Consider the following 25,433-nt stretch of genomic DNA (forward strand, 5'->3'; position numbering starts at 1 on the left):
AAGGTGTTTTTTCGTATATATTCTAATACTCATAAAAATGAAAAAGTTTGTAATTCCGGGCATAATTCTCTCGATATTTTTGTTTTTAGGTTGCCCTGCTAAGAAAAGTACAGATAACAATCCAGAATGTATGGATGCCGAAACGGCTAAAACTTTATATAAACCTACAAATAATGATGCTAATAAAAGGTGTGGTACCATGGAAGTTTTGGAAAAACATATAGCTCAAAGACCAAAACTAAAATCTAGAATGGAGGCTATAGAAAAGCAATGTAAGGCTTTCATCGAGCTTAGAAAAAGTGAAAAAATAGCTGATTTAGATACTATTGTTATTCCAACAGTTGTGCATGTGATTTATAGCAAAAAAGAAGAAAATATTTGTAATGAACAGATTCTTTCGCAGATTAAGGTTTTAAACCAGGACTTTACAAAAGCTAATACCGATATTTCCCAAATTCCTGAAGAATTTTCCGATTTAGCTGCAGATATCAGTGTGCGTTTCAAACTAGATACCATAATAAGAGTTGCTTCTACCCGAACCGAATGGGGAACCAACGATTTAATGAAATTTTCTTCTAATGGAGGTTCGAATATCATAGACCCGTCAAAGAATTTAAATATCTGGGTTTGTAATATTGGTGGTGGAGTTCTGGGATACGCTCAGTTTCCTGGTGATGAACCTTCAACCGATGGAATTGTTATTTCTCCTCAGTTTTTTGGAACAGAAGGATCAGTTTCTGCTCCTTTTGATCATGGTAGAACTACTACTCATGAAGTCGGACATTGGTTAAACCTAAGACATATTTGGGGCGATGGCAACTGCTCGAGAGACGACTTTGTTGAAGATACTCCTGTATCAGATGGACCTAATTATGGTTGTCCAACATATCCAACAGTTCGTTGTAATTCTAATGATATGACCATGAATTATATGGATTATGTGGATGATAACTGCATGTATATGTTTACTCTGGGTCAAAAAGATAGGATGAGAGCTGTTTTTGCAGATGGAGGCCCTAGAGCAAGTTTTGTAAAACAAATCCAATAGTTATGTCGTCTGATTTTATTTTTTCGATATTTTTAAACAAAAGAGAAAACCCATGAGCAAGTTGATTTTAGTACTAAGTGTGATGGTTTTGTTTTCCGCATGTCAAGAAACAAAACGAGTCTTTATTGGGGGTCATCTTGTGGATTGTGAAGGGGTAGCTCCTCAAAAATGTATGTTATATAAAGAAAATATAGCTAATGATTGGACCTATTTCTATGATACTATTGAAGGTTTTGATTATGAAGAAGGGTATACCTACGAATTAGAAATAGTAGTAAATCAAATTGAAAACCCACCTGAAGACGGTTCTTCTTTACACTATACGTTGGTTAAAATACTATCTAAAGAAAAAGATCAAATGGTAAGCCGAAGTATTGCTCATTCAATACAATCACAACAAGAGAATGTACAGAGTATAGTGTATGAAGCCAGTACAAGGGGTTCTTTTTTTCAAGTTAAAATTAATAAAGATGTTATTGAAAAAACAAAAGACAGAAGTCTAAACGAAATAAACTCCAGAAAATGCTCAAAAAAAGATTGGGATACGGTTCTTTCACTTCTCGAAAATATTCAACTTGAAAAAATCAAGAATCTTGCTGCTCCAACCGACAAAAGGGCTTCAGACCGTGCCTTGCATGCTCAGCTAAAAATTACTTCGGGAGATAGTATCTACACTTCGGTCGGTTTTGATCATGGTAATCCTCCAAAAGAAATAGAACAATTAGTTACTACTATACTATCATTGGCAGAAAGTATTGAATAGCATCAATTGATCTGCGTTATTTATTGTTTTTTTATAGTACAATAGCATTGGCGTAGTATGGATTTAGGTTCGTTCTTAAAACCTTGATTATGCTCATTTGTTGTTGTACTTTTGTCCAAAATTTGTAAGTAATGACTATACAAGAAATTCAGGAAGAGATTGTTGATGAATTTAGCATGTTTGATGATTGGATGCAGCGATATGAATATATGATCGAGTTAGGAAAATCCCTTCCACTTATAGAAGAAAAGTATAAGACAGACGATAATATTATCAAAGGTTGTCAAAGTAAGGTGTGGGTACACGCAGAAATGAAAGATGACAAAATAGACTTTACAGCAGATAGTGATGCTATTATCACTAAAGGTATCATTGCTATTTTGATTCGAGTTTTTTCTGCACAACACCCCAAAGACATTATTGATGCCAATACTGATTTTATTGATCAAATTGGCTTAAAAGAGCATTTGTCTCCAACACGAGCTAATGGTTTAGTAAGCATGATTAAGCAACTAAAAATGTATGCTATTGCTTATCAAACACAATTAAATTAATCATTTTTGTCAGGTTAAGCCTGTCGAAGTAGACTAAAATATAAATATGAGTGAAACTGTTATAGATACAAACGAGCTGGGAGAAAAGATTGTAGGAGTGCTTAAGACTATATATGATCCAGAGATCCCTGTAGATATATACGAACTAGGTCTAATTTATGACGTATTTGTCAATGAGGATTATGATGTAAAGATCTTAATGACACTTACTTCTCCTAATTGCCCTGTTGCAGAATCATTACCACAAGAGATCCAGGAGAAAGTAAAATCTCTGAATGCCGTAAATGATGTAGAAATGGAACTTACTTTTGACCCACCTTGGTCTCAAGATTTAATGAGTGAAGAAGCAAAATTAGAGCTGGGAATGTTGTAATATTAAAATTCGTTGTGTAGAAAAATGAACAAGGAGCATTTTGATAAATTAGAAAGAATGTATTTGCAAGCGAATATCAATACTGAGATATTTGATACAACTACCGTCAAAATCTCTGAAGGAATAGCTCAAATCGGACTTGAAATATCAGAAAAGTACTTTCATGCTCTGGGAGCAATTCATGGTTCTGTATATTTTAAATTGTTAGATGATGCTGCCTTTTTCGCAGTAAACTCTATAGTTGAAGATGTTTTTGTACTTACAACATCGTTTAATATCAACCTGTTGAGACCTGCAGATAAAGGAATTATTACGTCTGTAGGGAAAGTAAAATTTAAGTCCAAAAACATTTTCGTAGCAGAGTCTACTTTGTATAATGAAGATGGCAAGGAGATTGGTTTTGGAACCGGAAATTTTGCCAAAAGCAAAATAGAATTATCAGAAAAAATAGGATATAAGTAATGGCCGAAGAGATAGTAAATAGAGTTGCTAATAATAAAAACCTGATTACTTTTGATTTAGAAGAGTATTACCCAGAAGGGAGTCGTATACTCTTTGATATCAAAGATTGGCTTTTTGAAGGATTACTTCTGCGTGAAAAAGACTTTAGAAAGTATGTTGCAGATCATGATTGGAGCCAATATCAGGATAAATATGTGGCGCTAAGCTGTTCTACAGATGCTATTATCCCGGGTTGGGCATACCTTTTAATTACTAGTGCCTTATCCCCATTTGCTAAAAAAGTGGCTGTAGGGTCTTTAGATACCCTTGAAACTATTGTCTTTAACGAAATCATAAATGATCTTGATGTTTCTGTATATCAAGACAAACTTCTTATTATCAAAGGCTGTGCTAACAAACCTGTTCCCGAAGGAGCTTATATCTCTTTACTTCAAAAATTACAACCAGTTGCCAAAAGTATTATGTATGGAGAAGCGTGTTCTTCTGTTCCTCTATACAAACGAAAATAAGTTCTTAGTCTATAAATGTTGTTTTTTATCGAAAAAAACCGGTAACAGGCCCTCTTTTTAACATAAAAAACGTTACTTAAAATATATTTGCCATCATAAATATATAAATGATTAAAAGAATATTTATTTTGGTTAAGTTATACTATTGAATTTTAAAATACAATGGTGCTACCCCTCTCTTGACTAAGATAATTATCTGATTAAATTACTTAAAACTATCTATCACATGAAAAAAACACTTCTAACTGTAGTGCTACTATTTGTGGCTACTATTACATTCGCCCAAGAAGAAGAAAAAAAAGAAGAAGCCCCAAAAGAGGGATGGACTAGAGCAGGAAACATAAGTTTTTTGTTTAACCAATCTGCTTTTAATGCCGAATGGCTAGGAGGAGGAACCTCTAACATTGCAGGAAACTTGTCTATATCGTATGACTTTAATTATCGTAAAGGCGATATCACCTGGGATAATAAAATTCTAGCAGATTATGGTTTAACCAAACTTAAAGATCAAGAGTTTACACGAAAAACCAATGATCGTTTTGAATTTAATTCTTTGGTGGGTAAGCAAATCAAAGAATCTCTTTGGTACTACTCATTCTTTTTAAATTTTAGAACACAATTTGCTCCTGGATATGTATTTGGGGAAGAATCAATTGTAAACCCAGCAACAGGAGATGTAATAGGATCAAGAGAAACAAGAGAAGAAACAACACATATTTTTTCTCCTGCATATTTACAAGCGGGGCCAGGAATATTATGGAAAAAAAGTGATAATTTAAAAGTGAATGTTGCTCCAGCTACTGCCAGACTAATATTTGTTGATGGAGATTTTACAGATGTTGGAAACAGTCAAGCTGCTATTATGGCTTTTAATGATGCTGGTGGATATTTTGGAGTTGAAGCTAATGAGACGACTCGTTTTGAATTTGGTGCTGCTCTTAATGCATATGCCAAGTTTGAGATTATGAAAAATGTATCTATGGAAAATATTTTAAATCTATATGCTAATTACTTAGAAGATCCTCAAAATGTGGATATAGATTATACAGCAAATATTGTAATGACTATCAACAAATATTTGTCTACAAATTTAACTTTTCAAGCTATTTATGATGATAATGCTATTGGAGCTTTTCAGATCAGAGAAGTATTTGGACTTGGAGTAAACTATGGGTTTTAAACAGGTAAAAAGCATTAATTAAATATAAAAAGATCGCAAACCTAAGGTTTGCGATCTTTTTATATTCTTAGGTACTTGAATATTGTTTGTAAAGAGAAAACCTAACTTATCCTTTTACCTCTTCAGTAACTTTTTCTGGCAATACTTCATATCCCATATTAAATAGCGTAAAACCAAAAATATCGGCATACTGTTCTATGGTTTTGCTAACTGGTGTTCCTGCACCATGACCAGCTTTAGTTTCTATTCTTATTAGAGTAGGATTGTTACCTGATTGTTTATCCTGAAGCTCTGCTGCAAACTTAAAAGAATGAGCCGGAACTACTCTGTCATCATGATCTCCCGTTGTTACTAAAGTAGCCGGATATGCTACATCTTCTTTTACATTATGCACGGGAGAATATCCTTTTAGGTATTCAAACATTTCTTTACTTTCTTCTGCTGTTCCATAATCATATGCCCATCCTGCACCAGCAGTAAAAGTGTGATATCGTAACATGTCTAGTACACCAACTGCCGGTAAGGCCACTTTTATCAGATCTGGTCGTTGAGTCATTGTTGCTCCAACCAGTAAGCCTCCGTTAGACCCACCACGTATTGCAAGGTAATCGCTAGAAGTATATTTGTTTTCTATTAGATATTCTGCCGCAGCAATAAAATCATCAAATACATTTTGTTTCTGCATTTTGGTACCAGCATCATGCCATTTTTTACCATATTCTCCGCCTCCTCTTAGGTTGGGTACAGCGTATACTCCGCCTTGTTCCATCCATACAGCATTAGCGATACCAAAATTTGGGGTTAAACTGATATTAAACCCTCCATAACCATATAATATAGTTGGGTTTTTTCCATTTAATTCAACTCCTTTTTTGTGAGTAATGATCATAGGTATCTTAGTACCGTCTTTTGAGGTATAAAATACTTGTTTGCTTTCGTAATTCTCTGGATCGAAATCTATTTTTGGCTTACGATACAATTCAGATGTTCCGTCAGCCATCGTATACTTATAAATACTGGTTGGAGTTTTGTAATTTGTAAATGAATAATACAGTTCTTTTTCATCTTTTTTGGCCCCAAATCCGTTAGCGCTTCCTACACCAGGTAATTCAATCTCTCGAATTAGTTTCCCACTATAATCATATTGTAAAACTTTAGAAACAGCATCCACCATATATTCTGCAAAGAAATATCCTCCACCTTTATTCGGACTGAGAACATTTTCTGTCTCTGGGATAAGATCTTTCCAGTTTTCTGGAGCTGGGTTTGCCGCATCTACAGTTACTATTTTTTGATTAGGAGCATTAAGGTTAGTAACAATATACAATTTAGAGTCTATATTGTCTATAACATAACTATCGCTATCTGTGTGATTTAAAATGGTAAGGAGTTTACTATCAGGTTGTGTAAGATCTTTAATAAATAGTTTGTTTCCAGAGGTAGATGTGCTGGCGCTAATAGTTAGATATCGACCATCTTCTGTTACGTTTCCAAAAACATATCTATGTTTTTCTTCTGGAGTGCCGCCAAAAACTAACTCATCATCTTTTTGCGAAGTTCCTAGTTTATGAAAATATACTTTGTGTTGATCGGTTTTAGCAGAAAGCTCACTACCTTCAGGTTTATCATAGCTAGAATAGTAAAACCCTTCATTACCTCTCCATGACATGCCTGAGAACTTTAAATCTACTATGGTGTCACCTACACTTTCTTTGGTTTCTGTATTTTTAACAATTACTTTACGCCAGTCACTACCGCCTTCAGAAATAGAGTATGCTACTAGCTTTCCATCTTTAGAAAAATTTACACTACCCAGAGATGTAGTTCCGTCTTTGCTAAATGTATTTGGGTCAAGAAATACTTCGGGTTCATCTCCTTCATTTTTAAAGCGATAGATCACATATTGGTTTTGAAGTCCATCATTCTTGTAGAAGTAGGTATAATCTCCTTCTTTAAAGGGAGAACCTACTTTTTCATAATTCCAAAGGGTTGATAAGCGTTTTTTTAGATCTTTTCTAAAAGGGATCTTTTCTAAATACCCAAAAGTAGTTTTGTTTTGAGAAGTTACCCAGTTTTCTGTCTCTTCACTTCGATCATCTTCTAGCCAACGATATGGGTCTTTTACTTTGTTGCCAAAATAAGTGTTGGTTGTATCTACTTTTTTAGTTTCGGGATAATTCAATTCAATGCTAATTTTGTTGGTGACTTCTTTAGGTTCATTTTTGCAAGCTACCACTAGTAATAGTGCAGATAGCACAAAGAGTGTATTTTTCATAATATAACTCATTAGAATATTTCACAAATCTATCAAAAGAAGCCACTCTAAATGCTAAAGAAAATATAAAAAAAGACTGCTCTATATAATCTGATCAAGAAAAATGGGTTTCTTGAATGTTGCTTTGGGGTTTAGCAACATGTAGGATTAATATACAAGAGCAGTCAGAATTTTCTCTAAGAAACGAAAAATTTTGGACTTAAAAAAGAGTTTTATAATTGCCCCAGTTTTTAAATATTAAGAAAGAGTTGACAAGGAATACAAAGGCTCCGGGGGCTATTCCTGCAGGGTCCAGAGTAGCATGGAATAGCACAATGTTTACAGAAATAGGAGCTAGTAATACCAAAGCAAAAGGTACAGATTTGTTAATTACTAATAGTAGTCCTGCAATTATTTCGACAAGGGCAACGGTTTTCATAATGTAACTACCTGCCAAAGCACCAAACAAAACTCCTGCATCTGGATTAGCAAACTCGATTGCTGGTAAAAATTCAATAAATTTATTAAGTCCGAAAACGATTAACATCACTCCCAGCAATATTCTTAGTACTACAATTAATTTGTTCATTTTTTATATTTTTTTGCGATTATTTTGATGTATTAGAGGGGAAAATGTTAAAAACCTTACAGCGTATCTTTTATAATACTAGGTATATAAAACAAAAATACCCCTGCTATCACTAGGATAACAAGGGTGTCATTTTTGGTTGGTTATTTTAGCCGATTAGTTGGTTTTCTACCAGATATTCGCCTATTTGAACAGCATTTGTTGCGGCTCCTTTACGTAGATTATCGGCAACGATCCACATATTTAAGGCATTTTCTCTAGAGTGATCTCTTCGAATACGTCCTACAAAAACGTCATTTTTACCTTCTGCATAGATAGGCATTGGGTAGGTATTTGTATCTGGATTATCTTGTACAGTAACCCCTGGAGTTTCATTTAGAACTTTTCTTACGTCATTCTCATTATATTCATGTTCGAATTCAAGATTTACACTTTCACTATGCCCACCGACTACAGGAATTCGTATTGCTGTAGCTGTAACGGCTATAGTACGATCATCAAGAATCTTTTGTGTTTCATTGACCAGTTTCATCTCTTCTTTGGTATATCCATTTTCCTGAAACACATCACAATGAGGTATAGCATTGCGGTGTATTGGATAAGGATACGCCATTTCACCTTTTTCTCCAGCATACTCGTTTTCTAATTGCTGTACTGCTTTTACACCAGTACCCGTTATTGATTGGTATGTTGAAATTACGGCGCGTTTGATTTTATATGAATCATGTAATGGTCCTAAAGCCATAACTAATTGTATGGTCGAACAGTTTGGGTTGGCAATAATTTTATCATCTGCAGATAAAGCTTTTGCATTAATCTCTGGAACCACTAGTTTCTTCGTTGGATCCATTCTCCAAGCAGATGAATTATCAATAACTGTTATCCCTGCTTCTGCAAATTTTGGAGCCCATTCTAGCGATGTACTCCCGCCAGCAGAAAATAGCGCTACATCAGGTTTCATCTTTATAGCAGTAGAAAGTCCAACCACAGAAAATTCTTTATCTTTATATGTAATTTTTTTACCAATTGATCTTTCTGATGCAACAGGAATTAATTCGGTTACAGGAAAATTTCTTTCTTCTAATACTTTTAACATTACGGTTCCTACCAGGCCGGTAGCACCTACAACAGCTACTTTCATCGTTTTTACTTGTTTGATACTTTTGCGTACTGCAAAAATCGGATAAACTCTTTTAAATTCCAGCAAAAGTGAGGAATATTTTCAGTGTGACAAATTTTACACAAAAAATATAGAAATTAGTATAAATTGTTAAATAATAAACAAAACATAAAAGAGAACCGCCCTTAATTGGGCGGTTTAGTTAGAATATGTAGTATAGCGGTAGCTATAGATAAATGTTCTATTTATTTTGTTTTTTCAATTCATCTCGAATCTCAATAAGTAACTCTTCTTGAGTAGGTCCGGCTGGAGCAGCAGGAGCTTCTTCCTCTTTTTTCTGACTTCTTTCATAAGCTTTTAACACCATAAAGATACAGAACCCAATAATTACAAAATCGATCACTGTTTGTACAAAAGATCCGTAGTTTATAGTTACTGGAGCAATGGCTTCTCCTGCTTCAGTAACAGAAGCCTCAGTAAGCTGAAATTTAAGATCTGTAAAATTTACCTTTCCTAGCAGCAGACCAATAGGTGGCATTAAAACATCATTAGTAAATGATGCTACAATTTTTCCGAATGCTCCACCTACAATAACCGCAGTAGCAAGGTTTATGATATCTCCCTTTAACAGGAAGGATTTAAAATCTTTAAAAAATCCCATACAATTTTTAAATTTTGATGATTAGTATACCTCTAATTTAACAAAAATTAAAGAATTCATTAAAGATGCAATGTATATTGCATGAGGATTTTCGATAAAAATCAATTATCATCGATAACGAGACGTTTTACTCTTGGTGATATTGCGGTAAGTAATTCGTAAGAAATCGTTCCAGAACGTTCTGCTACTTTTGCAGCATTTGATTTTGCATCAAAAATAATTACTTCATCTCCTTCATTGCAATCAATATCTGTAACATCTACCATGATCATATCCATACAAACATTACCAAGAATATAAGCGCGTTTATGATTGATAATAACAAACCCATTTTTGTTACCATATTGTCTACTAATACCGTCTGCATGACCAATAGGAATAGTAGCAGTCTTAGTAAAACTCGAAGCAATAAATGCTCTGTTATATCCTAAGGATTCGCCGGGTTCTAAACTATGAATTTGTGAGATTACCGACTTTAATGAAGCCACGGGTCGCAATTGAGCATCATATTTTGCTTCGTTGCCATAACCGTACAAGCCAATACCGGTACGCACCATATCAAAATGTGCTTCAGGGTAGTTAAGAATACCAGAAGTATTGGATTGATGAAGTATCGGGGCATACCCTAAGGTACGAATTAAACTTTCTGCAGTTTTTTTAAAAGTATTAATTTGTTCAATTGTAAATTCTCTTTCGGTATGATCTTCGCTGGCAGCAAGATGAGAAAGCAGTGAAACCACATGTACAGTATCTGTTTTAGATAGTTGATCTGTGATATGATCTACATCAATTTCATCAAAACCAATACGGTTTAGACCGCTATTAAATTTAATATGTACAGGATAATCTTTTTGATTATTCGAAGTAAGTGTGGCAATAAATTTTCTAAGCGTTCTAGAGCTATATAAACTTGGCTCTAATCGATATTCAATTATATTTTGAAAGCTCACAGGTTGCGGGTGCAAGACCAAAATAGGTGTTTTTATCCCTGCCTCTCTAAGTACGATACCTTCAGAAGCATAAGCTACGGCAAAATAATCTACTCCTATTTTTTCCAAATGTTTTGCAATAACTGTAGCATCACTACCATAACCCGAAGCTTTTACTACAGATAATATTTTAACACCAGGTTGCAGCTTACTTTTTAAATAATTAAAGTTATGAGTAAGGTGAGCAAGGTTAATTTCTAGGATGGTCTCTTTTGCTTTACTCATTTTGTGTATCAGAATTTTTGGAAACCTCTTTAGGATCTTTGACTTCTATCTCTCTAACTTTTTCTTTTAGTGTTGCTTTATAGTATGCAGCTCGACTTAGAGGTTCATACTCTTCAGTTTCTCCGAGTAAAACAAGGTCGTCTTTTTCTGATTTTCTGTAGCTAAATTGTGCCAGGTTACCAGTTCTGGTACACACCGCATGTACTTTGGTCACATATTCTGCGGTGGCCATTAGCGCAGGCATTGGTCCGAATGGGTTGCCTTTAAAATCCATATCCAATCCAGCTACGATCACACGAATCCCTTTGTTGGCCAAATCGTTGCAAACAGATACAATCTCATCATCAAAAAATTGAGCTTCATCAATTCCTACCACATCACATGTGTCTGCAAGAATTCTAATATTTGCTGCTGCTGGAACAGGAGTAGAACGAATTTCATTAGCATCATGAGAAACTACCATCTCATCATCATATCTAACATCGACAGCGGGTTTAAATATTTCGACCTTTTGTTTTGCAAATTGTGCACGCTTTAATCTGCGTATTAATTCTTCAGTTTTACCCGAAAACATAGAACCACAGATTACCTCTATCCACCCAAATTGCTCTTTATGATTTACCGTATTTTCGAGAAACATTTTGTATTTTTCAGAATAAATTAAAAGAAATCCCTTATCCTCACATTAGGATGGGTAAATTTATTAAAAAACAAAAAGCAGTATTATAAACGAATAAGAAAGTTATGAAGAAGAAATTAGAAGCCGAACTTATAAGTATTGCTCATCGAATATTACAAGGCATAGATAAATCTTCACTGGCTCAATTGCAAGAAGAATCCAGACAACTTTATGAAAAGTTAACAATACTTAATTTTTCAGAATCTCATTTTGCAGGACCACAACCTACCATTGGGCAGGTAAGAACTGCTCTAGAAAATCAGGAATCAAATCAATTAAAAGAGTTAGAACAAAGAATTAAAGAGATTATTGAGCCTAAAGCACCTATCGTTGTTGAAGAAAAACCTGAAATTGAGAAACCAGCAGAACCAGTTATAAATAAAGAACAAAAAGAAGAGCATGTTCCCGATGTTGAAAATAAACCAGAACTTATTATTGAAGGGATCAATGCCAGAGTTACCGAGGATCTTTTTGTTCCCGCTTCTTCAAGCCCAGAAATATTTGACAAAACGGATGATGAAAAGCCTAAATCTCTTAACGATCAGTTACGAAAAGATATCCATATTGGATTAAACGACAGATTAGCGTTTATAAAATATCTTTTTGAAGGGAGTGCACCAGATTATAATCGCGTACTATCTCAATTGAGTACATTAAGAAGTAAAAATGAAGTACAAGAGTTTATCTTAACTATGGTAAAGCCCGATTATAATGATTGGCAAGGTAAAGAAGAATATGAAGAGCGATTTATGGATATAGTGAGTAGTAAATTTGAGAACTAAATATTAAAAATCAAGCATATGAAAATTATTTATTGGATTGCTACAGGATTGTTAACATTGTTAATGTTATTCTCATCAGGGATGTATTTTTTTAATCATGAAGAAATTGTACAAACATTCACGTCATTCAATTATCCTGGTTATGTTGTTTACCCATTAGCCGTTTTAAAATTATCTGGGATTACCGTTATTTTATTAAACAAATGGAAGAAATTAAAAGAGTGGGCATATGCAGGTTTTTTCTTTAATTTTGTAATGGCTTTTTTTGCACACCAGCAGGCTGGCGATGGAGAATGGGGAGGAGCTTTCATCGGATTAGTTTTTCTATTGACATCATACTTTGTAGGTAAAAAAGTAAGGCCTTAATAGTTTTATAAACCCTTATTATCGTTTCTTTTGCCGAAAGTCATACTTTCGGTTTTTAATATCAAATATGTCTAAATTATACCTTGTTCCCACACCAATTGGAAACCTTGAAGATATGACCTTTAGAGCCATCAAAGTTTTAAAAGAGGTTGATCTGATCCTTGCTGAAGATACCCGTACCAGTGGGAAATTATTAAAACATTTTGAAATTGCTACTTCTATGCAAAGTCATCATATGCATAATGAACATAAAATGGTTGATCGTATAGTTCAGCGTCTACAAAGTGGAGAAACAATCGCCCTAATAAGTGATGCAGGAACTCCCGCCATTAGCGATCCGGGATTTTTGCTTACCAGAGCCTGTGTAGAACAAAATATAACTGTAGAATGTCTTCCTGGAGCTACAGCTTTTGTGCCAGCCTTGGTCAATAGTGGGTTGCCTAATGATAAGTTTGTTTTCGAAGGATTTTTACCGGTAAAAAAAGGAAGGCAAACTCGTCTAAAATTGTTGGCAGAAGAAACCAGAACAATGATTTTTTATGAATCTCCGCATAAACTTGTAAAGACGTTAGGAAGTTTTGTAACGTATTTTGGAGCTGACCGTCAGGTTTCGGTATCAAGAGAATTAAGCAAACTCTACGAAGAAACTATACGAGGAACTGCAGAAGAAGTTGTACAACATTTTGAAAATAAACCACCCAAAGGTGAGATTGTGATTATTGTTGAAGGTAAAAAGAAGTAATGGATAAACTACTTTCAGACATTAGAGCATGTGATGTATGCAAGGCACATTTACTATTAGGTCCAAGACCAGTAGTTTCTGCACATCCAAATGCCAAAATTGTTATTATCGGGCAGGCTCCGGGTACGAAAGTTCATAATTCTGGGGTTCCTTGGGATGATGCTAGTGGAAAACAATTAAGAAAATGGCTGGATATTACTGATGATTTATTTTATGATGAAACCAAAATAGCTATTGTGCCTATGGGCTTTTGTTATCCGGGAAAAGGAAAAAGCGGAGATTTACCACCAAGACCAGAATGTGCTCCTTTATGGCACCAACCATTATTTGATCATATGCTCTCGCTCGAACTGATTATTTTAATAGGGCAATATGCTCAAAAATACTACCTAAAACAATTGGTAAAAAGTTCTTTGACAGAAACCGTGAAAACATATCATGAGTATCTGCCAAAATATTTACCATTACCACACCCTTCTCCCAGGAATCGTTTTTGGCTAACCAAAAATCCTTGGTTTGATATTGAAGTAGTACCTGTTCTTCAACAAAAAATGAGGGAGATTTTAGTGTAAAATAATGTATTGATTACGAATAAGATATCTCTACCTTCAATAATAATTTGGTTTAAATGCTGTTATTGAAACGTTAAGCAAGCTTATAAATTTAAATCATTTGAAAAAGAAACCATTACTTGCCATTATAGGAACCAGTCTTCTTGTTTTTTTGCTTTGGCAATTACCGTATTTTGGAATTATACAGTATCCGTTGTTACTACTGGGTACTTGGTTTCATGAAATGGGTCATGGACTTACGGCATTACTTCTAGGAGGAAAATTTTACTATTTAGAGATTTATGATAATGGTGGAGGAGTAGCGTATTCCAACGTTTCTTTTAGCTATCTTGATTACCATATCGCCAGAGCGATCACTTCTGCAGGAGGATTATTGGGTCCAGCTATCTCTGGAGCGATACTTATTGCTTCTGCAAGAAATCGCATTACTTCTAAAATTACTTTATGGTTACTATTAGTTATTATCGTACTATCATTATGCATATGGATTCATGAGTTGTTAGCCTTGGTCATCTTAAGCGTATTTGCAGCCATTTTGTTTTTTATTGCTATTCTTAGAGTAAGAAGGTTAGAGGCCTTTACGCTCTTATTTTTAGGCACCCAGTGTGTATTAAGTACATATCTACAAATAGGATATCTGTTTACAAAACAATTTGAACGAGATGGAAGAATTCAATACTCAGATACGCAAATGATCGCTGCCCATCTACCAGGTACTTATTGGATGTGGGCGATATTAATTCTTATTATAACTATTATACTACTGTATAAAAGTTATAAGTATTACTTAAAAAAATAACGATTAACTTTTTTACAGTTTTTCAACTGTATTACTATCCTATCACTATGTAGATAAGTTTTCAGAAGACAAGATTTAGCTCAAAATAGAGAGATGTGGTAAATACGTGTTTGATAGAGGTTATTACCTGTTAATTGCTTCATTGTTAGCTATAAAAGTGTTTTTTGGTTACCTTTAATAGTCATTAATAAACCTTTAAATACACACAAATGGGAAACACAATCACAAAAAAAAAGAAAAAAGTTACGGTAAGCGATTTTAAAGATAACAGAGAACGATGGTGCAAAGAAGATGTTCTAAAATTAGCAAATCATTTTCATTGCTTTAATAAGAAGACAGCACAATACGACCGGGTTATTCATTTTGAATTGTTAGATATAGTTGGTTTTAATGAAATTAGAAAGGAAATTGAAAGCATTAAGATTTACTTAGCCGTAGAAAAAAAGAATAAAAATAAGATCACGTGTTGTCCATATATACAAATTAACGATGATACTGATATGGTTTTTGAATTATCTCCTGTCTCTGAAGAAGAACCGCGTTTTGGAGATTCTCCTGTCCCTAAAATTTTTAAAGATATGGTCTGGAAAAATTGGAGCGAGTCTGAGGTGCATTTAATAGACGATCTTTTCCATTGCTGGGGTAAAAAATATGAGAGTGATCCAGAATCAATTGTGCGGGTAGAATATTTTGAATTTGATGATATTGCTAAAACCATCAAAGATTCAGAAAAAGATATTGAAGCCATTACACTCTACCCAGGTATTGATATGAACAAATTTGGTAAGAGAGATATGATTTCTTTTACTCCGGTATTAGGTGTTAGACCCTTACTGTCCGAAAATACGATAAATCTAAGAGGAATATTAGAGTCTAATAATGGTGAGACTTACGCAGAATATTCTAGTCCGTGTCCACCTACGTGTGTGCAATAATACATATTTTAGATACAGATGAGTAAAGACCTATTTTATAGCTTACGATTGATTTCATCTTTTATAGTGGTAATTCCATTAGTATTAGCTGTATTTAAATTGAAGTCATTAAATAAAGTACAGATAAAACTGCTATACCTACTTATAGCAGTTTTTATAGTAGAATTTGTTGCTAATATTTTTTGGTATCAAAAATTAAATAATTTACCACTGTATCATTTTTATGCTGTTGTCGAATTTTTGTTGATTGTTAATATTTATAAGGCAGAATTATCAAAGACGTTTTCGAAGTATTTTTTTGTTTTTTTAGGCATAGGTTTCACATTTTTTGCAATCATCAACACCTTGTTTTTTCAAGATCTATATGCCTTCAATTCTAATGTGACTACCCTTTTAGGGTTACTTGTTATATTTTTTGCTTTAAGTTACTTCTATACCTTGCTTAAAGAAATAAAGTATACATCGCTAGAAACCAATCCCATGTTTTGGATCAATTCTGGGTTTTTGATTTATTTTTCTAGTAATTTAATCCTGTTTTTTATTAATAATAATCTGTTCAAAGGAAATAATGAAGCAAGTCATATGGTATGGGGGCTTCATGCCATTGTAAACATAGTACTTATTATTTTTTATATCGTTGCTATATGGGTGAATCCGAAGAAGCTATTACATTAAAGATTGTAATCATTGGTATGGTGGTTATTTTTCTACTATCCCTATCGGTGATTATATTCTTTATCATATACCAAAGAAGGTTACTGGCACAACAAAAGAAACATCAAAAAGTTGAATCTGATTATCAAAAAGAACTCTTAAAAACATCAATTACTAGTCAAGAGGAAGAAAGAAACAGAATAGCAAAAGAACTACATGATGATGTGGGAGCCATGTTAACCACAACTAAATTGTATTTCGGACAAATAACACCCGAAATTCCTCCTGATGAATTAAAAGGCATCACCGAAAAAATGAGTGCTTTTTTAGATGACATGATTCAAAATGTACGAAGTATTTCGCAGGATTTAAGACCGGTAGTTTTAGAGAAATTGGGGTTGATTGAAGCCATACATAGTTTGGCACAAACCATAAATGATTCAAGAAAAATTAAAGTTTATTTTAAAAATAATACCACAAAAACAACGGCTAAATCAAAAGAACTTAACCTATATCGTATCATTCAGGAATTAATTACCAATACATTAAAGCACGCAGAAGCGTCAACAATAAAAATTGAATTAAAAAACAAGAAGGATGTGTTGATTATACTATATGAAGATGATGGAAAAGGATTGGATCAAGAAAAACTACCGTATCAAAAAGGAATAGGTCTTAAGAATATAGAAAGTAGATTATCAGTGCTGTCAGGAAATATATTCTTTCTTGAAAAAGCTTCAGGAATGAAAATTCAACTCGAAATTCCTTAAAAAAGACACTAAAAACTAAAAACATATCCATTATGGAAACTATAAAACTAGGGTTAATTGATGATCATAATTTGTTTCGCGAAGGGATAAAATCTTTATTAAATAAAATGCCGGATATCTCATTGGTTTTAGAAGCAATTAGTGGCAGAGACCTTTTAACAAAACTTAATAATGAAGTGCCAGATGTGATTTTGTTGGATTTAGAGATGGAAGACATGAATGGGGTCGATACGACTTTAAAATTACAAGAAATGTATCCAGACCTCAAAATTATAATTTTAACAATGCATAAAGAAGAAAGAATGATTTCTTATTTGATGGAAGTAGGAGCGAATGGTTATCTATTAAAAGACACCAATCAGGTTGAATTAGAGGAGGCCATTAGATCGGTATATGAGAAAGGGTTTTATTTTAATCCTTTTGTTTCTGAAGCTCTATTAAAAGGACTTAAGCATAAGGTTACCAAACCTCCTACAATAGGTAAAAATTACCATCTTACCTCTAGAGAATTAGAAGTACTAGAACTCGTAACGCAAGAATTGACCACGGCAGAAATCGCAGAAAAACTTTTTCTAAGTGTAAGAACTATCGAGGGGCATCGAAAAAATTTAATGAGCAAATTAGGGGTAAAAAATACAGCGGGATTAATCATTAAAGCCGTTAAAGAAAAGATTATTGCTGTTTAAGTTTATCAAATTATAATTAAAACAACCTCACAGGCTGGTTGCCGTGTTTATCGAAGCATAAAACCTGTGAAGTCTATATTTTATATTCTATAAATACTAAACATGTTTCCCTTTCTCCCAACCATGTTTACCAAGGTATTGCTCACCAGATTCTATGGCACCTTCTTCTACTGTTGTACCCATAGAGTCATTCCATCGGTTAAGGTATCCAAATAAAGAAATTACACCTAGCATTTCTACAATTTCACCTTCATTCCAGTATTTATATAATTCCTCTTTAATGGTATTGTCTACTGCATTAGGAATTACCGATGCGGCTAACGAAAAATCCAATGCCGCTCGTTCTGCATCACTAAAAGCAGGGTGTGTTTTATATTCCCATATGTTATCTAATTGCTCTTGTTCTGCACCATATCGTTCTGCGGCACGAATGGCATGTGCCTGGCAATATCTACATCCGGTTGCATTACTGCTTACCCATGCAATCATGCGTTTTAAAGCCGAAGTTACTCGACCCTCATTAGCCATAACAGCCTTATTAAGATTAATAAAGGCTTTAGAAATAGCTGGTCTTCGTTGCATAGTAAGCACCGAATTTGGACAAAAACCTAAGGTTTCATTAAAAAATTCTGCTAATTCTCTGGTCTTTGGATCATGATCAGCAGACAATGGAGTAACTAATGGCATGTGTATGTGATTTTTTGAGTTTAAATGTAAAATTTTTGGCAAAGCAAAATACAAAACTAATATCAAATCTAGAGAGGTCAAGATGTTTTTTGTACTTTGGATTTTTTAATATTGGAATATATCATAAGAATGAGGTGGACACTAAAACCTAAAGTAAACAGCACAATAACACATGAGTTGGCAAAATCCCTTAATGTAGATCATTTAATCGCTGAGCTTTTGGTCCAAAGAGGTATTGAGACGTATGATCAGGCCAAAAAATTCTTCAGACCTTCTCTAGAAGACTTACATGATCCTTTTTTAATGAGAGATATGGATAAAGCAGTATCTCGAATTAAAAAAGCAATTGCTAATGGCGAAAATATCATGGTATATGGTGATTATGATGTAGATGGGACTACGTCGGTAGCATTGATGTCTTCATATCTAAAAACATTATCTCCACAAGTTGCTACGTATATTCCCGATCGGTATGATGAGGGATATGGTGTTTCGTATATGGGTATTGATTATGCTCATGATAATGATATCAGTCTAATTATTGCTTTAGATTGTGGAATTAAAGCCGTCGAAAAAGTTGCCTATGCTAAATCAAAAGGAATTGATTTTATCATTTGTGATCACCACCGCCCAGGAGATGAGATCCCAGATGCTGTTGCCGTCTTGGATCCAAAACGAGAAGATTGCGAATATCCTTATAAAGAATTATGCGGGTGTGGGGTAGGATTTAAATTGATTCAAGGGTTGGCTCATCATCAAAACCAAACTATAGATGATTTGTTACCCTATTTAGATTTGGTGGCTACCGCAATAGGAGCAGATATTGTACCAATTACAGGAGAAAACCGAACACTAGCATATTTTGGGCTTCAGGTGATAAATGCAAACCCAAGAATTGGGTTTAAAGCGATGCTGTCGCAAGTAAAAAAAGAAGTACTTACTATTACAGATTTGGTATTTATTATTGCGCCTAGGATTAATGCCGCCGGAAGAATGAAACATGGCCTACATGCCGTTAATCTTTTAACCGAAGAAAATTTTGAAACGGCATTACACTATGCTTCAGAAATTGAACTCTATAATAGTGACCGAAAAGACGCTGATAAAAGTATTACCCTAGAAGCCTTAGGACAAATACAAGATAATAAGGAAGAGGAAAGACATACTACGGTAGTGTATCAAGAAAATTGGCATAAAGGAGTTATAGGTATTGTAGCTTCAAGATTAACCGAAACGTATTATCGCCCAACATTGGTTTTTACTAAAAGTGGCAAAAAATTGGCTGCTTCTGCTAGATCTGTTAAAGGTTTTGATGTGTATAATGCTTTAGAAGCCTGCTCGGATCATATAGAACAATTTGGAGGACATAAATATGCGGCAGGATTAACCTTGCAAGAGGAGCAATATGAACCATTTAAACAAAAATTTGAAGAAGTAGTCTCTGCGACAATTGATAAGCAACTACTAATTCCTGAAATATCTGTCGATTTTGCTATAGAATTAGAACAGATCACACCAAAGTTCTATCGTATTCTTAAACAATTTGCTCCTTTTGGACCAGGAAATATGACACCAATTTTTATGACCGAAGGTCTAACAGATACGGGATATGGTAAGTGTGTAGGAGCAGATGAAAAACATTTAAAATGTGCAGTACAAAAAAATAATACTACTATTGGGGCAATAGGGTTTGGGCTAGGCTCTAAACATGATCTAATCGGGAAAAATAAACAATTTAAAGCTGCGTATACCATAGATGAAAACGAATGGAATGGTACTCTATCTCTTCAATTAAAACTAAAAGATATTATTTAACTTATTTTTATTTAGATTTATTATAAATAGTTGTTATTTTTGATGTTAAAATAGACTCAGAATGAACGCTATTGATAAAATATACAGTAATAAAGTGGGGATATCTTTCTTTTGGAAAAGAGAAATGCGAGACGCTATACCCAAAGTTCAATTGGTTTTTAGAGATATTGGATTTTTACTCAATCTAAGTGAACTCAAGGATTTTTCAGACTTTTGTGCGATCACCATGCAGTCTCAATGTTGTGCAGATTGTAAAGATCCTAAAAACTGCAGATCATTGTTATTAAGAACTCCTTCAGATAAAATAGATCTTGCAGTAAGTAAGGATGAGCTAGATCAAATTCAGGAATTAATTAATGAAACGATCTTAAAAGTAGAATTACAAAACTGGATTAAAGGTCTATGCCTAAATTAAGTTCAATAGTAATGCTTACAATTCTCAATAAAACCACTACCTATTTAAAAAATCCAAGATTTTATACGTGATTTCTTTTGCTTTTGTTTCCTGGATAAAATGTTTTTCATCTACAAAATGTATATCTTCAGAGTTTACTTTTAAGGCTCTTGCCACTCTATTTTCTTGTGGAGGCCATTGTAACATTGTGTCATGAATACCCCATATTACCGAAACCGGAATATTTACATTTTCAAAAACGTCTGAGTAGTCGGGCAACTCATTACACGTTTGACTAAAAAAGTAGTACATGGCATATGTTTTACCCTCAAGCAAAGGGGTTTTATAGCCTTCTACATCTAATACGTTAAGCGTATTTTCTTTAAGCCCTTCTTCGAATAGTTTTTTTAATAAGGTATTGGTTGTAACTCCATTTCGATACGCCCACATAGCAGTTTTGGCCAGTCCTCCTGGTTTCATTCTTACTGGTGGATAAAACCCATCTTCATAAATAATGGTATTAAGTACGATTAGTTTTTCAATTTTATCAGGAGCCTGTTTCATCAATTCCCAGGTCCATAATCCACCAGCGTCATGCATTACATGAGACCAGTTTTCGATACCCAGAGCTTCCATAAGTTGCAATATGCGTTTGGCGTGATTTTCTGCATTGTAAATCTCAAAACCCTCTGGTGAATCACTAGATCCATAACCCAACATATCCGGAACGATCACTCGATATCCTTTAGCAACCAATGGATCGATCATTTTGCGGTACAACCAACCCGATGTAGGTACGCCATGAAGCAGCAAAATAGCAGGTCCTTTTCCTTTGTCAATATACTTTATAAGACCATCATCGGTAGGATATAGTCTTTGATCTGCCCTAAAATCTTCATAGGTGATCTGGTTTTTTCTGATTTTAGTATTCTCATACGGTTTACACGAAAAAAACAATATTCCTATAAGGGTGAGTACAAAAAACTTCTGCATGGTAATGATGATTTATGAATTGGCAATTTACTTAAAATCATTTTTGTATGCCAAAAGGTTTACTGTTTTAGACTATATTATTTTTACTATTTTAATTTTTCCCCCATTAAAACTAAATTCACTTCCTATAGTTTTTCCTAACATTAGTTTACCAATGGGTGAATTAGTGGCAATGGCATAATACCACTCATTTTTAACAAGAATCTTACCTGCCGAAATACTAAGAAAATAATTGCCTCGCGAGGTAGCAACTAAACTCCCCAACCGAACATGTTCTGAACAAGATGAGATATCAATTTTGGCTAAAATTTCCTGTAACTTTTGCACTTCGGCCAATTGTTGCCCTGCTTTTTCTCGTTCTAATTGTAGCATTGCTCTGCCTGTTTCGTGTTTATCACCAGCAGTACTCTTGGTTTCTGAGGTTAGAGATTCTTGAATATCTGAAATTGTGTCTTGAATACGTTGTAGTCGTTGGTTCACATAACTTTTGCATTGGTTAAGTAATTCTTGTTTACTATTCGTTGTATTCATTTTGTTGTTCCTTATCGAATACTAAAGTACCATAATTATGCATTTGTATAAAGATCCATTCTTTTCTTTTTTGAGTATAATCAGAAGCGGGAGTAGCCAAAAACTTTCTTGGATTGGGTAAAATTGAAGCGAGTGCAGCAGCTTCATCCCGATTGAGATCTAATGCCGATTTATTAAACCAAAATTGTGCTGCAGCTTCTGCCCCATAAATCCCATTACCCATTTCGATACTATTCAAATAGATTTCGAGAATGCGTTCTTTACTCCAAAAAGATTCTATTAGAAAGGTAAAATAACTTTCGAGTCCTTTACGTATCCAGCTGCGATGTGGCCATAAAAAAACATTTTTAGCGGTTTGTTGTGAGATGGTGCTGGCTCCGCGAAGTCGTTTCCCAGCTTTATGTTCTGCTAGTGCTTTTTCAATCGCTTTTTTATCAAAACCTTCATGTTCTAAGAATCGCTGATCTTCACTACAAATCACGGCTAATTGTAAATTCTTAGAAATCTGTGACAATGGCACCCAATGATGTTGAAGGGTATGTTTTTGTTTGGATTGAAGTTTACGAATTCCCATTAGGGGTGTAGCGGGCACATCTATCCATGTATAACTCATCACCCAAATAGGAGCAAGTATCATAAAAGCAATCCAACTTTTCAATAAAATGCGAAGAATTTTTATCATACCTCTATACAGATTTATCTATAATAGATCTGCTAATTCCGTGCCAACAAGGCTTCCTATCGCAACACCCATTCCGCCTAGGCGTACACCACAAAAGACGTTGTTTGATATTTGCTTAACCACGGGTTTTTTCTGATTTCCTACACCCATAATTCCACTCCATCGATGTTCAATTTCGAAATTAGTATCAGGTAAAATTACATCATGCAAAATTTCATTTAATTTTTGTTGCACCAATTCGGTTTGTGCTAATTCTGTAGTTTCTTCGGCCTTAAAGTCAAGATTTCTACCTCCACCGAAAAGGATTCTTTGATCTATATTCCTAAAATAATAATAGCCTTTATCCAGGTGAAAAGTACCCTTAATATGCAAATTGTTAATAGGCTTGGTTATTAACACCTGCGCTCTGGCGGGTTGTACCTGGTTAATACCTAATTGCGAAGCAAAACCATTAGTAGCGATCATTACTTTATGAGAAGAAAACGTAAAATGATCTGTTTTTATTTCGACTGTATTGTTAAGATCATTAATTTCCTGAACGGTGCAATTATTTAATATCTTAATACCGAGCTCCTGTGCCTTGTGTAATAAAGCTTGCATCATTTTACCGGTATCAATCTGTCCTTCAAACTGATTTACAATATATTGAGGTTGAATATTTTTAAAGTTGAAGGTGTTTTTATTTAGAATGAAGACATCATCATTAAATACCGGTTTTAATAACTGATTGATTTCTTCTTTTTTTGAAAGACATGTAGCATATAGCTCTTCATCCTCTTGTGTAAAAAGTTCATACCCTCCCAATTGCAAATAATCAATGCTATGGTCCCCGAGATTTTTTCGTAGTTGCTGAAGTCCCTGATGTCTTTTTTGAACAAGTTGCACAACTTCTTCTTCTGTATGAGTGTTGAGGTCTTCCAGTATTTCAGACAAACTTCCAAAGCAAGCAAATCCAGCATTTTTGGTACTCGCTCCGTTGGGAAGTATTCCACGTTCTAGAACAAGGATGCTGGCCGTAGGGAGTTTTTCTTTTAATCGTAGAGCACACGAAAGCCCAACAATACCACTACCAACAATGGTAAAATCGATATTTGATAGCCAGGATTTATGTTCCCAATAACTTAAATTCATTTTTTGTTTAAAAAGATGCTTACCTCAAATCTAAGTGATATATACAAAAAAGCCTCATTACTGAGGCTTATATTTTTTGTGGTTTAGTCTTCGGGTTCTTTCATTTCGAAATCTTCCATAAACTTGGTAGTATAATTACCTGAAACATAATCTGGATGATCCATTAATTGTCTATGAAAAGGAACCGTAGTTTTTATTCCTTCTACTACAAACTCATCTAATGCTCTTTTCATCTTGTTGATTGCTTCTTCACGTGTTTGTGCAGTAGTAATCAATTTAGCAATCATCGAGTCATAATTTGGAGGAATGGTATATCCACTGTATACATGAGTGTCTACTCGTACACCATGACCTCCCGGGATATGTAAATTGGTAATTTTACCTGGTGAAGGTCTAAAATCCTTATAAGGATCCTCGGCATTGATTCTACACTCTATAGAATGTAGTTGCGGAACATAGTTTTTACCAGAAATTGGCACTCCCGCAGCGACCAGAATTTGCTCTCTGATCAAATCATAGTCTACAACCTGTTCTGTAATAGGGTGTTCTACTTGTATACGGGTATTCATTTCCATAAAGTAGAAGTTACGGTGTTTATCTACTAAGAACTCTACCGTACCTGCTCCTTCATATTTGATATATTCGGCAGCTTTTACTGCTGCTGCACCCATTTTTTCTCTCAACTCATCGGTCATGAACGGAGAAGGGGTTTCTTCTGTTAATTTTTGGTGTCTACGCTGTACAGAACAATCTCTCTCTGATAAGTGACAGGCTCTACCGTTGCTATCGCCAACAACTTGGATTTCGATATGACGAGGTTCTTCGATGAGTTTTTCCATGTACATATCATCATTCCCAAAGGCAGCTTTACTTTCTTGTCTGGCAGATTCCCAGGCATTTTGCAGGTCTTCTTCTTTCCAAACTGCACGCATACCTTTTCCACCACCACCGGCACTGGCCTTAAGCATTACCGGGTAACCAGTTTCTATAGCCACTTTTTTACACGTTTCAAAATCCGGAATTACACCTTCACTTCCTGGTACACAAGGTACACCAGCTTCGATCATAGTGGATTTAGCAGAGGCTTTATCTCCCATCCTGTCTATCATTTCTGCACTCGCACCGATGAACTTTATTTCGTGTTCTTCGCAGATCTTCGAGAATTTTGCATTTTCTGATAAGAAACCATATCCTGGATGTATTGCATCTGCGTTTGTAATTTCTGCAGCAGCAATAATATTAGACATTTTCAGGTAGGATTCGTTACTAGGCGCTGGTCCTATACAAACGGCTTCGTCTGCAAAACGAACATGTAAACTCTCTGCATCTGCAGTAGAGTATACAGCCACAGTCTTTATGCCCATTTCTTTGCAGGTTCTGATTACTCGCATCGCAATCTCACCTCTATTTGCAATTAGAATTTTTTTAAACATAACTTTTTAAAAATTACAATATCCAAAAAACAAATTCCAATTTTCTAAGATCTCT

Annotated in this window: 30 protein-coding genes; 18 read left to right on the top strand and 12 right to left on the bottom strand. The window is 34.5% G+C overall.

From position 1 onward, the window contains the following. The first annotated feature begins 37 nt into the window (after positions 1–37). From ABW637_RS04020 to ABW637_RS04050, 7 genes are all read left to right on the top strand, one after another. Positions 38–1,048: a zinc metalloprotease gene (locus tag ABW637_RS04020; protein ID WP_367583345.1), complete on the top strand. Its 1,011-nt coding sequence runs from the start codon at positions 38–40 to the stop codon at positions 1,046–1,048. Between the two features lie 52 nt (positions 1,049–1,100). After that, positions 1,101–1,811, top strand: coding sequence for a DUF4377 domain-containing protein (locus ABW637_RS04025; RefSeq protein WP_367583346.1), 711 nt, complete (start codon positions 1,101–1,103; stop codon positions 1,809–1,811). Between the two features lie 131 nt (positions 1,812–1,942). After that, a complete protein-coding gene (locus tag ABW637_RS04030) occupies positions 1,943–2,365 on the top strand; it encodes a SufE family protein (RefSeq protein WP_367583347.1) in 423 nt (140 codons plus the stop codon). A gap of 46 nt (positions 2,366–2,411) precedes the next feature. Continuing rightward, on the top strand, positions 2,412–2,738 hold the full coding sequence (locus ABW637_RS04035) for a DUF59 domain-containing protein (RefSeq protein ID WP_367583348.1): 327 nt from the start codon (positions 2,412–2,414) through the stop codon (positions 2,736–2,738). A 24-nt stretch (positions 2,739–2,762) separates the two neighbouring features. After that, the gene (locus tag ABW637_RS04040; RefSeq protein ID WP_367583349.1) at positions 2,763–3,200 is read left to right on the top strand and encodes a PaaI family thioesterase; all 438 of its coding nucleotides are present in this window, start codon (positions 2,763–2,765) and stop codon (positions 3,198–3,200) included. Continuing rightward, on the top strand, positions 3,200–3,709 hold the full coding sequence (locus tag ABW637_RS04045; protein ID WP_367583350.1) for a DUF2480 family protein: 510 nt from the start codon (positions 3,200–3,202) through the stop codon (positions 3,707–3,709). Before ABW637_RS04040 ends, ABW637_RS04045 begins: the two co-directional genes overlap by 1 nt. 226 nt (positions 3,710–3,935) lie before the next feature. Next, positions 3,936–4,889, top strand: a complete 954-nt coding sequence (locus tag ABW637_RS04050) for a DUF3078 domain-containing protein (RefSeq protein ID WP_367583351.1) — start codon at positions 3,936–3,938, stop codon at positions 4,887–4,889. A 106-nt stretch (positions 4,890–4,995) separates the two neighbouring features. Here the strand turns inward: ABW637_RS04050 and ABW637_RS04055 are convergent, their stop codons facing one another. From ABW637_RS04055 to ABW637_RS04080, 6 genes are all read right to left on the bottom strand, one after another. Continuing rightward, the gene (locus ABW637_RS04055) at positions 4,996–7,164 is read right to left on the bottom strand and encodes a prolyl oligopeptidase family serine peptidase (RefSeq protein WP_367583352.1); all 2,169 of its coding nucleotides are present in this window, start codon (positions 7,162–7,164) and stop codon (positions 4,996–4,998) included. Positions 7,165–7,363: 199 nt separating this feature from the next. Continuing rightward, positions 7,364–7,732 (bottom strand): DoxX family membrane protein, encoded by a 369-nt coding sequence (locus tag ABW637_RS04060; protein ID WP_367583353.1) that lies wholly within the window; start codon positions 7,730–7,732, stop codon positions 7,364–7,366. 148 nt (positions 7,733–7,880) lie between these two features. After that, a complete protein-coding gene (locus ABW637_RS04065; protein WP_367583354.1) occupies positions 7,881–8,873 on the bottom strand; it encodes an aspartate-semialdehyde dehydrogenase in 993 nt (330 codons plus the stop codon). A 220-nt stretch (positions 8,874–9,093) separates the two neighbouring features. Beyond that, positions 9,094–9,513 carry a large-conductance mechanosensitive channel protein MscL gene (mscL, locus tag ABW637_RS04070; RefSeq protein ID WP_367583355.1) on the bottom strand — a complete coding sequence of 140 codons (420 nt, stop codon included), beginning with the start codon at positions 9,511–9,513 and terminating at the stop codon, positions 9,094–9,096. A 101-nt stretch (positions 9,514–9,614) separates the two neighbouring features. Beyond that, positions 9,615–10,727: an alanine racemase gene (gene alr, locus ABW637_RS04075; RefSeq protein ID WP_367583356.1), complete on the bottom strand. Its 1,113-nt coding sequence runs from the start codon at positions 10,725–10,727 to the stop codon at positions 9,615–9,617. Next, positions 10,720–11,367: a thymidine kinase gene (locus tag ABW637_RS04080; protein WP_367583357.1), complete on the bottom strand. Its 648-nt coding sequence runs from the start codon at positions 11,365–11,367 to the stop codon at positions 10,720–10,722. The genes alr and ABW637_RS04080 overlap by 8 nt, the downstream gene beginning before the upstream one ends. A gap of 104 nt (positions 11,368–11,471) precedes the next feature. Here ABW637_RS04080 and ABW637_RS04085 point away from each other — a divergent pair, with 104 nt between their 5' ends. The 9 genes from ABW637_RS04085 (at position 11,472) to ABW637_RS04125 (ending at position 17,712) form a co-directional block, all read left to right on the top strand. Continuing rightward, positions 11,472–12,188: a DUF8457 domain-containing protein gene (locus ABW637_RS04085; RefSeq protein WP_367583358.1), complete on the top strand. Its 717-nt coding sequence runs from the start codon at positions 11,472–11,474 to the stop codon at positions 12,186–12,188. A gap of 18 nt (positions 12,189–12,206) precedes the next feature. Beyond that, on the top strand, positions 12,207–12,554 hold the full coding sequence (locus ABW637_RS04090) for a DoxX family protein (RefSeq protein ID WP_367583359.1): 348 nt from the start codon (positions 12,207–12,209) through the stop codon (positions 12,552–12,554). A 67-nt stretch (positions 12,555–12,621) separates the two neighbouring features. Next, a complete protein-coding gene (rsmI, locus tag ABW637_RS04095) occupies positions 12,622–13,296 on the top strand; it encodes a 16S rRNA (cytidine(1402)-2'-O)-methyltransferase (protein WP_367583360.1) in 675 nt (224 codons plus the stop codon). Then, positions 13,296–13,868, top strand: coding sequence for a uracil-DNA glycosylase family protein (locus tag ABW637_RS04100; protein WP_367583361.1), 573 nt, complete (start codon positions 13,296–13,298; stop codon positions 13,866–13,868). Before rsmI ends, ABW637_RS04100 begins: the two co-directional genes overlap by 1 nt. 100 nt (positions 13,869–13,968) lie before the next feature. After that, positions 13,969–14,667 (top strand): M50 family metallopeptidase, encoded by a 699-nt coding sequence (locus tag ABW637_RS04105; protein ID WP_367583362.1) that lies wholly within the window; start codon positions 13,969–13,971, stop codon positions 14,665–14,667. A 209-nt stretch (positions 14,668–14,876) separates the two neighbouring features. Further along, the gene (locus ABW637_RS04110; RefSeq protein WP_367583363.1) at positions 14,877–15,602 is read left to right on the top strand and encodes a hypothetical protein; all 726 of its coding nucleotides are present in this window, start codon (positions 14,877–14,879) and stop codon (positions 15,600–15,602) included. Positions 15,603–15,620: 18 nt separating this feature from the next. Continuing rightward, positions 15,621–16,277, top strand: a complete 657-nt coding sequence (locus ABW637_RS04115; RefSeq protein WP_367583364.1) for a hypothetical protein — start codon at positions 15,621–15,623, stop codon at positions 16,275–16,277. Further along, positions 16,247–17,026: a sensor histidine kinase gene (locus ABW637_RS04120; RefSeq protein ID WP_367583365.1), complete on the top strand. Its 780-nt coding sequence runs from the start codon at positions 16,247–16,249 to the stop codon at positions 17,024–17,026. The genes ABW637_RS04115 and ABW637_RS04120 overlap by 31 nt, the downstream gene beginning before the upstream one ends. A 32-nt stretch (positions 17,027–17,058) precedes the next feature. After that, a complete protein-coding gene (locus tag ABW637_RS04125) occupies positions 17,059–17,712 on the top strand; it encodes a response regulator (RefSeq protein ID WP_367583366.1) in 654 nt (217 codons plus the stop codon). Positions 17,713–17,808: 96 nt separating this feature from the next. Here ABW637_RS04125 and ABW637_RS04130 read toward each other — a convergent pair whose 3' ends face one another. After that, positions 17,809–18,399 (bottom strand): carboxymuconolactone decarboxylase family protein, encoded by a 591-nt coding sequence (locus ABW637_RS04130; protein ID WP_367583367.1) that lies wholly within the window; start codon positions 18,397–18,399, stop codon positions 17,809–17,811. Positions 18,400–18,528: 129 nt separating this feature from the next. Here ABW637_RS04130 and recJ point away from each other — a divergent pair, with 129 nt between their 5' ends. Further along, positions 18,529–20,214, top strand: a complete 1,686-nt coding sequence (gene recJ / locus ABW637_RS04135; RefSeq protein ID WP_367583368.1) for a single-stranded-DNA-specific exonuclease RecJ — start codon at positions 18,529–18,531, stop codon at positions 20,212–20,214. 61 nt (positions 20,215–20,275) lie between these two features. Next, positions 20,276–20,629, top strand: a complete 354-nt coding sequence (locus ABW637_RS04140; protein ID WP_367583369.1) for a hypothetical protein — start codon at positions 20,276–20,278, stop codon at positions 20,627–20,629. A gap of 36 nt (positions 20,630–20,665) precedes the next feature. On the opposite strand, the gene ABW637_RS04145 is transcribed toward ABW637_RS04140, so the two are convergent. From ABW637_RS04145 to accC, 5 genes are all read right to left on the bottom strand, one after another. Further along, positions 20,666–21,601 (bottom strand): alpha/beta fold hydrolase, encoded by a 936-nt coding sequence (locus tag ABW637_RS04145; protein ID WP_367583370.1) that lies wholly within the window; start codon positions 21,599–21,601, stop codon positions 20,666–20,668. A 72-nt stretch (positions 21,602–21,673) separates the two neighbouring features. Continuing rightward, on the bottom strand, positions 21,674–22,132 hold the full coding sequence (locus ABW637_RS04150; protein ID WP_367583371.1) for a 3-oxoacyl-ACP synthase: 459 nt from the start codon (positions 22,130–22,132) through the stop codon (positions 21,674–21,676). Continuing rightward, the gene (mtgA, locus tag ABW637_RS04155; protein ID WP_367583372.1) at positions 22,116–22,814 is read right to left on the bottom strand and encodes a monofunctional biosynthetic peptidoglycan transglycosylase; all 699 of its coding nucleotides are present in this window, start codon (positions 22,812–22,814) and stop codon (positions 22,116–22,118) included. Before mtgA ends, ABW637_RS04150 begins: the two co-directional genes overlap by 17 nt. Before the next feature lie 18 nt (positions 22,815–22,832). Next, positions 22,833–23,945, bottom strand: coding sequence for an NAD(P)/FAD-dependent oxidoreductase (locus ABW637_RS04160; RefSeq protein WP_367583373.1), 1,113 nt, complete (start codon positions 23,943–23,945; stop codon positions 22,833–22,835). An 83-nt stretch (positions 23,946–24,028) separates the two neighbouring features. Then, positions 24,029–25,378, bottom strand: a complete 1,350-nt coding sequence (accC, locus tag ABW637_RS04165) for an acetyl-CoA carboxylase biotin carboxylase subunit (RefSeq protein ID WP_367583374.1) — start codon at positions 25,376–25,378, stop codon at positions 24,029–24,031. Positions 25,379–25,433: the final 55 nt, after the last annotated feature.

It is taken from the genome of Aquimarina penaris, from assembly GCF_040786285.1.
GTDB lineage: Bacteria > Bacteroidota > Bacteroidia > Flavobacteriales > Flavobacteriaceae > Aquimarina.

Excerpts from the sequence above, each read along its gene's own strand:
- ABW637_RS04060 (WP_367583353.1), bottom strand. The coding sequence starts at position 7,732 with ATGAACAAATTAATTGTAGTACTAAGAATATTGCTGGGAGTGATGTTA.
- ABW637_RS04080 (WP_367583357.1), bottom strand. The coding sequence starts at position 11,367 with ATGTTTCTCGAAAATACGGTAAATCATAAAGAGCAATTTGGGTGGATA.
- ABW637_RS04030 (WP_367583347.1), top strand. The coding sequence starts at position 1,943 with ATGACTATACAAGAAATTCAGGAAGAGATTGTTGATGAATTTAGCATG.
- ABW637_RS04090 (WP_367583359.1), top strand. The coding sequence starts at position 12,207 with ATGAAAATTATTTATTGGATTGCTACAGGATTGTTAACATTGTTAATG.
- ABW637_RS04045 (WP_367583350.1), top strand. The coding sequence starts at position 3,200 with ATGGCCGAAGAGATAGTAAATAGAGTTGCTAATAATAAAAACCTGATT.
- ABW637_RS04115 (WP_367583364.1), top strand. The coding sequence starts at position 15,621 with ATGAGTAAAGACCTATTTTATAGCTTACGATTGATTTCATCTTTTATA.
- ABW637_RS04020 (WP_367583345.1), top strand. The coding sequence starts at position 38 with ATGAAAAAGTTTGTAATTCCGGGCATAATTCTCTCGATATTTTTGTTT.
- ABW637_RS04140 (WP_367583369.1), top strand. The coding sequence starts at position 20,276 with ATGAACGCTATTGATAAAATATACAGTAATAAAGTGGGGATATCTTTC.
- ABW637_RS04055 (WP_367583352.1), bottom strand. The coding sequence starts at position 7,164 with ATGAAAAATACACTCTTTGTGCTATCTGCACTATTACTAGTGGTAGCT.
- ABW637_RS04150 (WP_367583371.1), bottom strand. The coding sequence starts at position 22,132 with ATGAATACAACGAATAGTAAACAAGAATTACTTAACCAATGCAAAAGT.
- ABW637_RS04160 (WP_367583373.1), bottom strand. The coding sequence starts at position 23,945 with ATGAATTTAAGTTATTGGGAACATAAATCCTGGCTATCAAATATCGAT.
- ABW637_RS04130 (WP_367583367.1), bottom strand. The coding sequence starts at position 18,399 with ATGCCATTAGTTACTCCATTGTCTGCTGATCATGATCCAAAGACCAGA.
- ABW637_RS04120 (WP_367583365.1), top strand. The coding sequence starts at position 16,247 with ATGGGTGAATCCGAAGAAGCTATTACATTAAAGATTGTAATCATTGGT.
- rsmI (WP_367583360.1), top strand. The coding sequence starts at position 12,622 with ATGTCTAAATTATACCTTGTTCCCACACCAATTGGAAACCTTGAAGAT.
- ABW637_RS04050 (WP_367583351.1), top strand. The coding sequence starts at position 3,936 with ATGAAAAAAACACTTCTAACTGTAGTGCTACTATTTGTGGCTACTATT.
- ABW637_RS04100 (WP_367583361.1), top strand. The coding sequence starts at position 13,296 with ATGGATAAACTACTTTCAGACATTAGAGCATGTGATGTATGCAAGGCA.
- ABW637_RS04085 (WP_367583358.1), top strand. The coding sequence starts at position 11,472 with ATGAAGAAGAAATTAGAAGCCGAACTTATAAGTATTGCTCATCGAATA.
- mtgA (WP_367583372.1), bottom strand. The coding sequence starts at position 22,814 with ATGATAAAAATTCTTCGCATTTTATTGAAAAGTTGGATTGCTTTTATG.
- ABW637_RS04125 (WP_367583366.1), top strand. The coding sequence starts at position 17,059 with ATGGAAACTATAAAACTAGGGTTAATTGATGATCATAATTTGTTTCGC.
- ABW637_RS04145 (WP_367583370.1), bottom strand. The coding sequence starts at position 21,601 with ATGCAGAAGTTTTTTGTACTCACCCTTATAGGAATATTGTTTTTTTCG.
- alr (WP_367583356.1), bottom strand. The coding sequence starts at position 10,727 with ATGAGTAAAGCAAAAGAGACCATCCTAGAAATTAACCTTGCTCACCTT.
- ABW637_RS04040 (WP_367583349.1), top strand. The coding sequence starts at position 2,763 with ATGAACAAGGAGCATTTTGATAAATTAGAAAGAATGTATTTGCAAGCG.
- ABW637_RS04035 (WP_367583348.1), top strand. The coding sequence starts at position 2,412 with ATGAGTGAAACTGTTATAGATACAAACGAGCTGGGAGAAAAGATTGTA.
- ABW637_RS04065 (WP_367583354.1), bottom strand. The coding sequence starts at position 8,873 with ATGAAAGTAGCTGTTGTAGGTGCTACCGGCCTGGTAGGAACCGTAATG.
- recJ (WP_367583368.1), top strand. The coding sequence starts at position 18,529 with ATGAGGTGGACACTAAAACCTAAAGTAAACAGCACAATAACACATGAG.
- ABW637_RS04025 (WP_367583346.1), top strand. The coding sequence starts at position 1,101 with ATGAGCAAGTTGATTTTAGTACTAAGTGTGATGGTTTTGTTTTCCGCA.
- accC (WP_367583374.1), bottom strand. The coding sequence starts at position 25,378 with ATGTTTAAAAAAATTCTAATTGCAAATAGAGGTGAGATTGCGATGCGA.
- ABW637_RS04110 (WP_367583363.1), top strand. The coding sequence starts at position 14,877 with ATGGGAAACACAATCACAAAAAAAAAGAAAAAAGTTACGGTAAGCGAT.
- mscL (WP_367583355.1), bottom strand. The coding sequence starts at position 9,513 with ATGGGATTTTTTAAAGATTTTAAATCCTTCCTGTTAAAGGGAGATATC.